Raw genomic sequence first — 13,855 nt, forward strand, 5'->3', positions numbered from 1 at the left:
AGGACAACACCCCTGCACGCAGGGGCAAATTCCCCGATACACACGTTACAAGGGAGAGCTACATGTCCAAAGCGCTTGAAAACCAAAGAACCTATGCCATGGTCGGCACCGGAGGCAGTGGTAAGACCTCGCTGGCGGAAATGCTTCTTTTCCAGTCCGGCGCAGTCAACCGCCTGGGCAGGATCGAAGACGGCACGAGCAACCTTGACTACGAGCCGGAAGAAGTAAAAAGGCGCGGCAGTATACAACCTGCTTTTGCCACCTTTCCATGGCAGAAAAACACACATTTTCTAGCTGACATTCCTGGTGACAACAATTTTATCGGCGACATCAACTACCTGCTTGCGGGCGTTGATGCCGCCGTTTTTGTTGTGGACGCCGTAGACGGCGTACGCCCACTCACCCGTAAGTTATGGAAAGCCGTAAAAGATTCTGATCTGCCGGCAATGGTATTCATCAACAAGATGGACCGTGACCGTGCCGACTTTGATATGGCGTTTGCCGGTCTTTCCGACATTCTGGGCATCAAGCCCGTACTCCTGTACACCCCCATCGGGCAACAGGATGACTTCCGCGGCGTAGTTGATGTGCTTGCAGGCAAAGCTCTGTTCTTTAACGATGACAGCAAAGTAACCGAAGGTGAAATTCCCTCGGAAATGGCAGATGAAATTCAGATTCTGCGCGAAACCATGGTTGAAAACATTGCGGAAAGCGATGAAGTACTGATGGAAAAATACCTTGAAGAAGGTGAACTGACCGACGAAGAGATGAACCTTGCACTGCGTAAGGGCGTGCTCAGCGGCGAGCTGATTCCCGTTGCTGCCGGTTCCGCGCTTGCCAACAAAGGCGGCGCACAGGTGCTGGATCTTATCCAGAGTCTCTTCCCCTCACCGCTTGACCGTGCTCCGTGGATGGATGAAGAAGGCAACGAGCGCGTCTCCTCTCCCGACGAACCCGTTGCAGCCTTTGTCATCAAAACTCTTGCCGACCCGTTTGCCGGTCAGCTCAGCATCCTGCGTGTGCTTTCCGGTACGCTGAAGGCAGATTCCGCACTGTACAATCCCGCACGGGAAGAAAACGAACGTGTCGGCACCCCTCTGTGCCTTGTGGGTAAAGAGCAGACCCCCTGCAAAGAAGCTTTGGGCCCCGGCTCCATAGTAGCAGTAGCCAAGCTGAAAAGCACCCGTACCGGCGACACGCTGTGCGAGGAGAAAGCCCAGTTTACGCTGGCACGGCCTACCATGCCGCCCACTCTGATTACCTACGCTCTTGCCCCGCAGGAAAAAGGTGACGAAGATAAAGTTTACGCCGCAGTGCATAAGCTGCTGGATGAAGACATCACCCTGCGGCTCGGACGCGACGAAGAAACCGCAGATATTCTGCTTTCCGGCATGGGCCAGATGCACATTGAAACCTCTGTGGAGCGTGCACGCCGCCGTTATAAAGTGGATATCGTATTGAAAACACCTAAAGTGCCCTACCGCGAAACCATCAAAGCAAAAGCACAGGTTCAGGGCAGACACAAAAAGCAGTCCGGCGGCAGAGGCCAGTTCGGCGACTGCTGGGTGGAAATTTCTCCCCAGCCGCGCGGAGCCGGATACGAGTTTGAAGACGCCATCGTAGGCGGCTCCATTCCGCGCCAGTACATTCCCGCTGTGGACAAAGGCATTCAGGAAGCAGCGCAACGCGGCTTCCTTGCCGGTTATCCGCTGGTAGACTTTAAGGTGCGGCTGTACGACGGATCTTACCACTCGGTAGACTCATCAGAAATGGCGTTTAAAATTGCCGGTTCGCTGGCTCTGAAGAAAGCCATGGAAAGCTGCAAGCCCATCCTGCTTGAGCCTGTCATGCTGGTCAGCGTTTCCGTACCTGACGAATTCATGGGTGACATCATCGGCGACCTTTCCAGCCGCCGCGGCAAAGTTCTGGGTTCCGACTCCACTGCCGGCCTCACCGAAATTAAAGCACATATTCCCATGAACGAAATCATGCGCTACGCCCCTGACCTGCGCTCCATGACCGGCGGACAGGGCGTATTCACCATGGAATTTGACCACTACGAAGAAGCCCCGCCCCATGTGACCGATAAAGTGGTAGCTGAAACAGAACAAGCTGCCGCATAAGGCACAGGCAAACGGAAAATAAAAAGGCCACCCGAAAGGGTGGCCTTATGTATTCTAAAAAGCAGCGACGGTCGCCGTTGTTCTGTTACGTGTACAGATACCGTACCGCATGGAAAAACACAGGAGCGGCAAAGCACAGCGAATCAATGCGGTCCATCATCCCGCCATGCCCTTCGATAAAGGCTCCGAAGTCCTTTATTCCCCGTCCGCGTTTAATGGCAGACATGCACAGGCCGCCAGCAAAGCCCAGCAAAGTTATCAGCAGCGAAATAAGCCCTGCCATCCAAGGCGAAAACGGCGTAATCCACCACAACGCAGTGCCGAGCAAAGTCGCGCTTGCAATACCGCCGATGAATCCTTCAACAGTTTTGTTGGGACTCAGCCTGGGTACAATAGGACGTTTGCCAAACAGCTTGCCAAAGACATACTGCAGAACATCCGACATCTGGACAACAATCATCAGAAACAACAGCAGCTTTATATTCTGCCCTTCGTAGCCTTCAATATTCAGCATAAGCAGTGCTGGAGCATGGCTGATGCAATAAACAGCCACCATCATCCCCCACTGAATAAGAGCCGCCCGTTCCAGAAAATCCTGAGTATCTCCGGCAAGCGCGATTCGTGCCGGTATAAACAGAAAGGCATAGACTGGAATAAAAATGGAAAACATGCCGTACCATTGAGCCCCTACTAGAATATACTGTAACGGCAGAATGATAAAAAAGCACCAGAACAAGGCTTCATGGTCTCCTCTGCGTGTTGTTGTCAGCGTCACACATTCGCGCAGAGCAAGAAACGACATAAGGCCGAACAAAATGCATGATCCCACAACACCTATGGAGAGAGCCAGAACCGAAAGCAGACACATCACCCACCATGCCTTGATACGGGCATTCAGGTTGCTGATGACTTCTGTGTTCCCTTTCGTTTTTGCCAGTGTAAACCCGATGCAACTGGCAACGGCCAGCAGGCCGAACAATATATAAAGCAGGTAGCGTAACTCGGTATCAACGATCATTTGCCAATGCCTCCAGAGCACCTTTCAAGCGTATAAGAAAGTCCGTTTTTGTCTCGCCCTGCTGCGGACCGGCAACAGGTTCGCCAACAATGGCCGAACACAGAATAGGCACTACAAGGCAGGAGCCTTTCGGCAACACTCTGTTCAGATTTTCCAGATAGACAGGCACCAGCTCGGCCTGCGGGCATTTGCGTGCCAGATGCCAGATACCGCTTTTAAAATCCGAAACTCGTTCACCTGCACCTCTGGTCCCTTCCGGAAACAAAATAAGTGAGTGACCTTGTTCCAACGGCTCTGTCATAAGTTGCAGCGCATTATTGCGCGACCTGTCACCCGCAGCCTGACGGGAAACCAGAACAGCTTTGAAAACTGATTTCGCCAGATAGTTCCGGATTCTGCCTTTCTGCCAGTAATCGGCAGCAGCAACGGGATGCACGGTGACGCGCAACGCTTCCGGAAGGCTCGCCCAGATAACCAGCCCGTCAAGATGACTGGAGTGGTTGGCGTAATAAATGCGGGCTTGATTTTGCGGTAAAGGAGCAAGCCAACGGGCACGGATACCGGTGACAAGACGGCACACCCACACCAGCAACTTTGCCGTAGCACTAGCTGTCAGCGAATACTGTGTGTTACTCATCCTTATCTGCCAGTTGCATAAGTTCATTCATCACACCACGCGCACGAAGCAGGCATGTCAGAAACGCACCGGCAACAATTGCCCACAGCCCCACGCAAAGAATCAACTGAGCCCATGCGGAAGAAAGAAAAACGCTGACAACCGCCGCACCCGTTAGCAGCGCCATCCGGTGCTGCTTTGCCATTGGTCCGCGGAAGCTTTGCACTAAACCGCAGCTACCGCCAAGCAGCCGTACATAAGCAGTGCAAACACTCAACAACGCAGCAGCCCACCCCACGACAAAAGCATGAGGATAAAGCGTCAGCCCATAACCGACGCCAAGAATTATCAATACGTCAGCCACTCTGTCCGGCAAGTCATTGTATACGTCGCCCACGGGGCTTTTCATGCCTCCTTCAATGGCGATAAGTCCGTCCATCAGGTTGCACAGCAGGCGAGCCTGAATCATCAGCGCACCGAGGATAAGTAAACCCCCTCTTCCGAATTGTGACTCCGGCATAAAGGCCAGCCAGAAGCAAATGCCTGCCAGCGCGGCAAAGCCCACACTCGCCACAGAAACTCCATTCGGCGTGGCCCCTTTCTGCTGCAACAGCCGCGCTGTACTTTTTGCCCAGCTGGTATTTCTGGACTTCAATTCACGCCTATTTTCAACTTTCAAAACTGTGTCTCCATAATATTACGGTTACTCAACGTACTGCGCACGAGTACGAACAGGACAAACTACATTCATTGCACGTCTTTTTTAATCAAATAAGAGGTCTGTGCAGATGGTTACAAAAAATAACAATATGGGTTTCTGTATAACAAAGAAAAAATAAAGGCCACCCGAACGGGTGGCCTTATGTTTCTGTCTGCAAAAAAAGTGTTTCAACAAGTGAACAGCTTCTCACCGTCACCTGTCGAACAACTCACGGCAACAAGCCTATTTTTCTACTCCGTACTTTGCCATACGATCTCCGGAATCCATGTAGTGTTTGCGTATGGTCTTTTCTACCTTGGATGCCTTACCGGATTTAACCGCTTCAACAATGGCAACGTGACGCTCATATACTTCCTGCGGAGAAAATAAGCTGATCCAATGCCGGTACAGCAGAAATTTTGAAATCCCCTGACAGGAGCGCCGGCACAAATCAATAAGCAACTCATTAGAAATGCGTGAAAAAAGAACATTATGAAATTCACTATCCAACTCAGCCAGAGAATCAATATCTTCTCCGCTTTCGGCAACTTTCCGCATGCCCTCAACCAGTTCTTCCAGCTGGCTCACATCGTTTTCATCATATAAAGGCAATGCCTGAGAAACTGCTGCGGCCTCAAGAACGCCGCCGGTAAAATAGCTGTCCTTTATCTGCTGGGCTGTCAGTTCGGTAATATATTTACCTTTCTGCGGTTCTGTCTGAATAAGCCCTTCACGCGCAAGCAACTGAAGAGCTTCCCGTATGGGAGCGCGGCTTATCGCAAGCTTTTCAGACAGCTCGACTTCTTTTACCTGATCGCCGGGCAGCAGTTCGCCTTTAAGTATGCAAGTTTTAATATATTCAGCAACTTGCTCACTATATGTTTGTTTTTTGATTCCGATCATATCCCGTCCCAGATCCGACACGTCAGAAATTGATACACCGACAATTCTAGAAAAGTTAACAAGTCTGTTCAAGCGGCTTTATCCTTACTTACCTTCAGAAAACAATACGTCAGTCTACACGCCTGAAGTTCTCAATAGATAAAACTTGAGGCTCGTTGCAAAGCAAAGATGTGGACGGGCAACATAGCCGTGGTCATGAACTACGGCAACCCTTCAATGCTTCGTCCCCCCTTGCATTTCCGCTTCTTACCCATGATGCAACTATGCCTGAAAACGGGTATATAACTCTCGGCAACCGATTCATGTAGTTGAAAGCCAAAGCGCTCTCTTACAACAAAGCAAGGGGACTCCTGAAGGAGCCCCCTTTGAGAGGAAGAAGGGGAAGGTCTTCTTCCTCATCAAAACAGTGAGGAGCTAACCTTCAAAACCATTCGTTTGTGCAGTCTGCTTATCAGCGTATTTTCTGTTCCAGCCTGTGATTGCCGAGAACAATATAACTGCCAGAAGCGCCCACGAATAAGGGTTGTAAAGCGCTGCAGAAATAGGCGGTGCTGTGATGCCGAAAGATTCTGCAGAAGCTACAATAGCTGCGTACCAAGCTGCCACCACAATATGCCATGGCAAAATGAAGAAGATGGTACACACAGCACAGTCCATCAGGTTTGCACGACGTGCCGGAGCAAGGTTGAACTTTTCTCCGATGGGTTTGACAAGACTGGGACCGACAAGAAGCTCGGCGGGAGCATTTGCCGAAATCGGAATGGAGGCCAGAATGGTCACACCGATAATAGAAAGTTCGGCCTGTCGGACAGTGTTAATAATAAACTTCTCAGCAAACTTGAGAATACGATTCATTATTCCGCTTTCAACCAGAATCTGCGTAACGGCAAGAATGAGCAGTGCAAAAATAATCGCACCCACTACGCCACTGATACCATCCTGAATAAGCCCGGTAGAGACACCACGCTTTGCAGGGATGCTGAAGATAGCCGACAGCGCCATGTTACCATTCAGTACGCCAATCACGGCTGCAGTAATGTTGCCGTAAATCAACGATTCAATAATATGGCGACCGGACAAAGCCGAAGCGACAACCACCAGAAGCGCAATCAGCATAAATGCACCGGAAGGGTCCATTTGAGCCTGTAACTCGGGAAGGGGCTTAATGGTGCCGCCACCGCCGAACAGTAAAAAGATCGTACAGGCTATTGCGCCTGCGACCATTGCAAGCGGAAAGCGGCTACGCACGACATCACGCATTGTTGCGCCCTGAGTGTACGCAGAAACGATGGTGGTATCGGAAATCGGAGCAAGGTTATCGCCAAAAGCCGCGCCGGAAAGAATAGCAGTAGCCAGTAACGCGGGATCAGCCCCTAGATAGTATCCCGCAGGGAAAAGAACCGGAGAAAGAGCAATACAAGTACCAGTGCTGGTTCCCGTGCCTAAAGCAAAAAGTCCGGCAGCAACAAACACGATAAGTACAAAGACTGCGCCTTGTGCGCCCGTCATCATACCCAGCCAGAGCAGCCCTTTTACCAGACCGCCGCTGACCATCAGCTTGCCGAAAACACCTGCAAACAACCATGCGGTAATAATAACAATACCAGTTTTATCACCAATACCCCGCATAGCCGCACGGCAATATTCATGCTTGTCCTTGGCAAAAAACAATCCTGCGACGATAGCCATCCAGCCACAGGCCCAAAACGGTTTGGTTCCGCCCATTTCTTCGACAGAAAGCCAGATCAGCCCTCCGACGAGAACAACTAGCGGCACAAGCCCGCCCCATACTCCGCCATATAATTCAAGGCGTTTTTCTGTGCCGTTCTCTGTCATTATGCCTCCCGCATACAACTTTACTATATGTGTTTCCGGCTCCGCAAACCGTACAATGCATTTTCATGCAGCCTGGGACCTTCCCGCCAGTTATTGAATTCTGCGCCCGCATCTGATGCGGGCGCAGAGCCTGGTTCATTACCCTCTGAAAGTATCAAGGTATGCATACAAGGCAGGCGAGCCGCCGGTATGCAGGAACATCACATTGGAACCTTCAGGGAAATGTCCTTTACGGACGAGGTCGATAAGACCGGCCATGGCCTTACCGGAATATACGGGGTCAAGAAGGATGCCTTCGGTAGAAGCAAGCAGCTTAACAGCCTCAACCATGCTTTCAGTAGGCAGCGAATAGCCGGGGCCGACGTATGCATCAAAGCAGGTGACGGCTTCGGCAGGAATTTCGTCTTTTACGCCTACGCGCTTGGCAGTTTCGCGTGCCAGCTTAAGCACAATGCCTTCCTGCACGTCTTTGGGACGGCTTACGTTCACACCGCTTACAGGAATATTGGCGTTGCAGCCGAACATGCCTACCACAAAACCGGCATGAGTACCGGCACTGCCGCTGGGCACCACAATGTGGTCAAGCTTCAGGCTGCTTTCAAAGGCCTGACGAAGAGTTTCTTCCGCGCAGGCAACGTAGCCGGTGGAACCGATGGTGTTCGATGCACCGCCGGGAATGATGTAAGGCTTACGGCCTTCTTTTTTCAGCTGCTCTGCAACCTTGGCCATTTCACCCAGCATGTCGGAGCCGCCGGGAACGACCTTGGTGCTTTTAACGCCCATCAGCTGGAACAGGAAGTTGTTACCTGAAGCATCGGGGTTATAGGTTCCTGCAACGCGCTCTTCCAGTACCAGATGGCAATCCAGACCTTCTTTAACCGCCCATGAAAGAGTCAGGCGGCAATGGTTGGACTGAATGGCACCGCAGGTGATGATGGTATCAGCACCCTGCTCAAGAGCATCTGCAATGCAGAAATCAAGCTTACGGGTTTTGTTACCACCAGCGCAGCCGGGCAGCAGGTCGTCACGCTTGATGAAAATATTTACTTTGCCACCGAGTGCCTTGGAAAAATTAGGCACAGCTTCGATAGGGGTTGCAGTTTCAACGTAGCCCCTTCTGGGAAATTTTGCGAGATTCATTACTTTCTCCTAGACAAATTACTTAAGTTTAACGACAGCTTCCATTTCCACGTCAGCGCCAAGGGGCAATGCAGCCACCTGAACAGCACTACGAGCGGGAAAAGGAGCAGTAAAATATTGTGCGTAGACTTCGTTCACAGCTTTGAAGTCGGCCATATTCGTCAAAAAGACGGTCGTCTTGACGACATCATCAAGAGTGGCACCAGCGGCTTCGACGATGGCTTGCACATTTTTGAACACCTGATGTGCACGAGCCTGAATATCGCCTTCCACCATCTTGCCCGTTGCGGGATCAAGGGGTAGCTGACCCGATGCGAAAAGAAGGTCGCCTGCAACGGCCGCCTGCGAGTAAGGGCCTATTGGGGAAGGCGCTTTTGGAGTGTCGACAATCTGTTTCTTGCTCATCTTTGTGTTTCTCCGGTGTGTTGGATTGATGTGTGCCGCATGCGGACACTTTTTCAAATGTCGACATTATTACGTCGACAATTTTCGTTTAGCCTCAGCATTCAACCATGTCAACGCCATTGGGCAAAATTTCACATGTTATTTTTTGTTTTACGCCCCAACCACCTGTTTTAGGAGGGATAGTTTTTTCTACACATTTTCGCCTGCACATTATTTCGCAACAGCCTCTTGCATTTTTCCACGGCACATGTTTGCTTTTTGTGCCTTGCGGGCCATATTACTTCCTGCTGTTTTACCATGCCCGCAGGTTTAAAAAACACCGACGGAGACGTTCATATAATGCGCAATCCAGTGCCGCGCGTGGCGGCTATCCACGACCTTTCCGGCTTCGGGCGCACGTCGCTTACGGTGGCCATGCCTGTATTGTCTTCCATGGGAATTCAGGTTTGCCCGCTGCCCACCGCAGTGCTTTCCACACACACTTCCGGCTTTGAAAACTTCAGCTTTGTGGACCTGACAGCAGAAATGCACCGCATTCTTGACCATTGGCAGGCGCTGAACCTGAAGTTTGACGCGGTGTACAGCGGCTTTCTGGGATCGCCGGAACAGGTGGATATTGTGGCGCGCTGCATTGATATGTTCCGCACACCGGAGGGAATCGCAGTTGTTGACCCCGTGATGGGCGACAATGGAGAAATTGAACCGACAATGACCATGGAAATGGTTCATCGCATGCGCCTGCTGGTTACCAAGGCAGACATCATCACGCCGAACTTTACCGAAGCGGCATTCCTGCTGGACGAAGAGTACTGCACCGAAATTTCGCAGAAAGAAGTAAAAGAATGGCTACGCCGCCTGACGGCTATGGGCCCATCAATAGCAATCATCACCAGCGTGCCTGTAGAAGCTGACGACCGCAGAAGTGCCGTCATGGCGTATAACCGCAAGCATGACCGTTTCTGGAAAATGGAATGCCCATACATTCCGGCGCACTACCCAGGCACGGGAGATACTTTTGCCAGCGTGGTCACAGGCTCGCTGCTGCAGGGAGACAGCCTGCCCATCGCCATGGACCGCGCCGTGCAGTTTGTCACCATGGGCATACGCGCCACGTTCGGACACAACCTGCCCAGCCGCGACGGCATTCTGCTGGAGCGCATTCTGGATACGCTGTGCGCGCCTGTAATGAACAGCTCATTTGAATTGCTGGATAACGATAAGGAACAATGCAGATGCAAATAATCACACAGGCGGATGACCGCCGCAACCTGCCTATCGGCATGTTTGATTCCGGCGTAGGCGGATTGACTGTGCTCAAAGCACTACGCAAACGCATGCCGTGTGAAAGCATACTGTATCTGGGCGACACAGCCCGCCTGCCTTACGGCACCAAATCATCGGAGACTATCACCCGTTATGCGCTGCAAGCCACGGCCAAGCTGGTGGAACGCGATATAAAGCTGCTTGTTGTCGCCTGTAACACCGCAAGTTCCACTGCGCTGGAACCTTTACGAAAAGCATACCCCGGCATTCCTGTCATCGGAGTGGTGGAACCCGGCGCTCAGGCCAGCTGCCGTGCCTCAAAAGACGGCAACATTGCTGTAATCGCCACAGAATCAACCATCCGCGGCAGAGCCTACGAACGTGCCATCCACGCTATCCGGCCTGATGCCAGAACAAGCGGCTCCCCGTGCCCGCTGTTTGTGCCGCTGGCAGAAGAAGGTTGGGTGGAAGGCCCCCTCATTGAAGGCATCATCGCCCGCTATCTGGACCCAATTTTCAAACCGGCTTCCGGCTCGGACACTCCGGAAATTCCGGACTGCCTTGTTCTGGGATGCACGCACTTTCCGTTGCTGGCCAGTGCGATACGCAACGTAATCGGTCCCGATGTGACCATCGTGGACAGCGCCGCAACAACTGCAGAAGCAGTGGAGGCAGAACTGCAAAAGCACGGTCTGCGCCGGACTGCAGAAGGCTGCGCCGACACACATTTTATGGCTACGGACGATGTGCCGCGCTTCAGCCGCACAGGCGGTCTTTTTCTGGGCACGCCCATCGCGCCGGATGATGTAGAGCTTGTTGACCTGTAACCGGTAAAGGAAACAGCCATGAGCAAATATACTGAAGTTCCTATGATTCCCGGCCCCACTTCACTGCATCCTGATGTGCTGACAGCCATGGGGCGTGATTACGGTTCCGGACAGATTGATGCCGACTACCTCGCCCTGTACACCGAAACGCAGGCTATGCTGGCTGAACTTGCAGAAACCGGCAGTGATATGGTGCTGATGACCGGCGAAGGCATGCTGGCCCTGTGGGGCGGACTGAAAAGCTGCCTTGCGGCTGGTGACAAAGTTCTTTCCATTGCTACCGGCGTCTTTGGCGACGGTATAGGCGATATGGCGGCTAGTCTGGGCTGTGAAGTTGAAAAAATTTCGCTGCCCTTCAATGACACGCTTAACGATATTGCTGTGGTGGAAGAAGCCATTGCCCGCTTCAGGCCACGCATGATCACCGCAGTTCATTGCGAAACACCGTCCGGCACTCTTAACCCGCTGGCGGAGCTTGGCAGTTTGAAACAGGCCATGAGCGTACCGCTGCTGTACGTTGACGCCGTGGCGAGCCTTGGCGGTGCACCGGTAAAAGCAGATGAGTGGCATATAGACATACTGCTTGGCGGTTCACAAAAGTGCCTTTCCGCACCGCCTTCCATGTCAATAGTCGGAGTCAGTCCGGCCGCATGGCAGGTCATCGAACAACGCGGCTATGCGGGCTATGACGCTCTTGCTCCCTTCCGAACTGTTCACGCTGACGGCCGCTGCCCGTATACGCCCTACTGGCACGGTACAGCGGCCTTACATGCCGCAGCAAAGGCCATTCTGACAGAAGGAAAACAAGCTGTATTCGACCGGCACGAAGCTGTTGCACAACAATGCAGAAACGGCCTTTCCGATCTCGGCATCACGCTTTTCACCGCTGCCGGCGCAGTAAATTCGCCCACGGTTACTGCCGCGTTTGTTCCGGAGGGCTGGACTTTCGGAGCATGGCAAAAAACACTCGCAGCACAAGGTCTTAGTGTTGCAGGAAGCTTCGGCCCCATGGCCGGCAAAGTGTTCCGCCTCGGTCACATGGGAACACAGGCTGACTCAACCCTGATGAATCAGGCTCTTGGCATCATCAAAACCACTCTGGAAGCTGGCCCGCAGGCCTAAGGCGTTGCAAAACGGAACACGCTGACATCAATACCAACTGCCCGAACGCATTACCCCTGTAAGCGTTCGGGCAGAAAAAGCTTGATTATCAAATATAATCAACCTATAGTCCCTTCATCACAAGGGGAAGGTCTCACATTTCACCTCTTTCCCCAGCAGGTTACGTTCGATCAGACCTGTCAATTTAAAGGCTTCATTTTGTTGCGCCTTTCCATCTTGCGGCGCCTTGCACCGCATTTTTAGTAAAAGGCCGGGTTCTTCATAGGCTTGAAACGGCGATCCGTTTCAGCTTGCTCCGGCCGCACCCTATTGCATACGTTCATGCTGTACAGCCGTTTTTCCGGCTGCGCCGGTTTGTCCCAGACAAACCGCTCATACGTTGCCTTCTGTATTCAGGAGGGACTTGCAGCGTTATAGAAGGAGAATGCCCATGACCCGTCAGCACGCTACGTACACAAGCTGTCTGGAAAGCCTGCCCCTTACCGCCGAAGAGACCCGTGCGCTCCGTCCCGTGATGGACCATTACGCTTTTCGCGCAAGCGACTATTATCTGTCCCTTATTGACTGGAACGATCCGGCAGACCCTATACGCCGCATAATTATTCCTCACACCGATGAAGCAAAAGACTGGGGCGATCTGGACCCGTCCAACGAGGCACGCTACACCGCTGTGCCCGGAATGCAGCATAAATACCGTGATACGGCCATCCTGCTGGCAGGCAAGGCCTGCGGCGGTCTGTGCCGGTTCTGCTTCCGCAAACGGATTTTCATGGAGGGCGGCCAGCCTGTAGCACCGGACATCAGCAAAGCATTTTCATACATCCGCCAGCACGCTGAGATTACAAATGTACTGATTTCCGGCGGTGACCCGTTACTGCTACCTGTTGCAGAGTTCGAACGCATACTGGAAGGGCTTGATACCATTGAGCACCTGCAGTTTATCCGTATCGGTTCACGCATGCCTGTTTTTGACCCCGGCCTTATTGTGGGCAATACCAGACTGCTTGATCTGCTTGCAAAATATTCAAAGCCCGGACGCAAACTGTACCTGCAGACCCATTTCAACCATCCGCGTGAACTCACTCCGCTGGCACTTGAAGCCGTTGACGCACTGCAGCGCGCAGGTGTCATAATGACGAATCAGACTCCGCTGCTGCGTGGCGTCAACGACAATCCCGATACATTGGCGGACCTGTTCTCAAAACTTGCCAGCGCCGGTGTGCCGCCCTATTACCTGTTTGTCTGCCGCCCGACCAAGGGCAACCGTCATTTCACTGTGCCCATTGAAGAAGGCTACGATATTCTGCAAAAAGCGCAGAAACGCCTGAGCGGCCCTGCCAAGCGCGTACGCTACGCCATGTCGCACGCCACAGGTAAAATTGAAGTGGTAACAGTAACACACGATCAGATAGTCCTGCGCCGTCACCGTACTCCGAACCCTGCCCATTCGGGTTCGTTACTTATCTACCCGCGCAACCCGCGGGCTACATGGCTTGATGACTATGCCTCACAATGCAAAAAGAGCATGCCCGAATCCATGGGCGGTATGACCAGTTGGGGTTCATGCTCAAAGCGCGACGCGTAATTTTCGAATTCCGCTCCAGTATTCCGCAAAGTAACAAGCCGCACCAGTTCTCTGGTGCGGCTTTATCTGTTTCAAGCGTAAACTTTGTCTGTAAAGCAGCACACAATCGACCCGATAGTTCCAAAAATCGTGCTGGCAGGGGCTTCGTGCCACATTTGCGCCTATACGGAACCATCTGGAACACAAACTCCAGGCAGACGCGGTAATGCAGGATGCCCCGCAAAAGTTTTCACGCAAAGCTGCAAGCATATAACAAGCCTGAGTATCAAGAAAAGCCACTGTGTATCATTCGTTTTGCACAGTAAGTTCGCTTTGCG

At 52.4% G+C, this 13,855-nt stretch carries 12 protein-coding genes; 5 read left to right on the forward strand and 7 right to left on the reverse strand.

Annotation, left to right across the window (positions count from 1 at the left end; genetic code table 11):
* Positions 1-62: 62 nt before the first annotated feature.
* Complete coding sequence (fusA, locus tag ACK5LI_RS14935) at positions 63-2,123, forward strand: elongation factor G (protein ID WP_416950801.1); 2,061 nt, start codon at positions 63-65, stop codon at positions 2,121-2,123.
* A gap of 85 nt (positions 2,124-2,208) precedes the next feature.
* Here the strand turns inward: fusA and ACK5LI_RS14940 are convergent, their stop codons facing one another.
* The 7 genes from ACK5LI_RS14940 to ACK5LI_RS14970 all read right to left on the reverse strand — a co-directional run bounded on the left by ACK5LI_RS14940 (position 2,209) and on the right by ACK5LI_RS14970 (position 8,741).
* Positions 2,209-3,141 (reverse strand): phosphatidate cytidylyltransferase, encoded by a 933-nt coding sequence (locus ACK5LI_RS14940; protein WP_416950803.1) that lies wholly within the window; start codon positions 3,139-3,141, stop codon positions 2,209-2,211.
* Positions 3,131-3,778 (reverse strand): lysophospholipid acyltransferase family protein, encoded by a 648-nt coding sequence (locus tag ACK5LI_RS14945; protein ID WP_416950805.1) that lies wholly within the window; start codon positions 3,776-3,778, stop codon positions 3,131-3,133. The genes ACK5LI_RS14940 and ACK5LI_RS14945 overlap by 11 nt, the downstream gene beginning before the upstream one ends.
* A complete protein-coding gene (locus ACK5LI_RS14950; protein ID WP_416950807.1) occupies positions 3,771-4,436 on the reverse strand; it encodes a CDP-alcohol phosphatidyltransferase family protein in 666 nt (221 codons plus the stop codon). The genes ACK5LI_RS14945 and ACK5LI_RS14950 overlap by 8 nt, the downstream gene beginning before the upstream one ends.
* Positions 4,437-4,700: 264 nt before the next feature.
* Entirely contained in the window at positions 4,701-5,360 is a 660-nt protein-coding gene (locus ACK5LI_RS14955; protein WP_416950809.1) for a GntR family transcriptional regulator, read from the reverse strand.
* Positions 5,361-5,774: 414 nt separating this feature from the next.
* Positions 5,775-7,196, reverse strand: a complete 1,422-nt coding sequence (locus tag ACK5LI_RS14960; RefSeq protein WP_416950811.1) for a Na+/H+ antiporter NhaC family protein — start codon at positions 7,194-7,196, stop codon at positions 5,775-5,777.
* Between the two features lie 138 nt (positions 7,197-7,334).
* A complete protein-coding gene (locus tag ACK5LI_RS14965; RefSeq protein ID WP_416950813.1) occupies positions 7,335-8,336 on the reverse strand; it encodes a D-cysteine desulfhydrase in 1,002 nt (333 codons plus the stop codon).
* Between the two features lie 18 nt (positions 8,337-8,354).
* Complete coding sequence (locus tag ACK5LI_RS14970) at positions 8,355-8,741, reverse strand: RidA family protein (RefSeq protein WP_416950815.1); 387 nt, start codon at positions 8,739-8,741, stop codon at positions 8,355-8,357.
* Positions 8,742-9,080: 339 nt separating this feature from the next.
* On the opposite strand from ACK5LI_RS14970, the gene ACK5LI_RS14975 reads away from it, so the two are divergent.
* From ACK5LI_RS14975 to ACK5LI_RS14990, 4 genes are all read left to right on the forward strand, one after another.
* A complete protein-coding gene (locus ACK5LI_RS14975) occupies positions 9,081-9,983 on the forward strand; it encodes a pyridoxamine kinase (protein WP_416950817.1) in 903 nt (300 codons plus the stop codon).
* Positions 9,974-10,831, forward strand: coding sequence for a glutamate racemase (gene murI / locus ACK5LI_RS14980; RefSeq protein ID WP_416950819.1), 858 nt, complete (start codon positions 9,974-9,976; stop codon positions 10,829-10,831). Before ACK5LI_RS14975 ends, murI begins: the two co-directional genes overlap by 10 nt.
* 18 nt (positions 10,832-10,849) lie before the next feature.
* Positions 10,850-11,953 (forward strand): pyridoxal-phosphate-dependent aminotransferase family protein, encoded by a 1,104-nt coding sequence (locus ACK5LI_RS14985; protein WP_416950822.1) that lies wholly within the window; start codon positions 10,850-10,852, stop codon positions 11,951-11,953.
* A gap of 430 nt (positions 11,954-12,383) precedes the next feature.
* Entirely contained in the window at positions 12,384-13,538 is a 1,155-nt protein-coding gene (locus ACK5LI_RS14990; protein WP_416950824.1) for a KamA family radical SAM protein, read from the forward strand.
* Positions 13,539-13,855: the final 317 nt, after the last annotated feature.

It is taken from the genome of Oleidesulfovibrio sp. (assembly GCF_047973035.1).
Classification (GTDB): domain Bacteria; phylum Desulfobacterota; class Desulfovibrionia; order Desulfovibrionales; family Desulfovibrionaceae; genus Oleidesulfovibrio.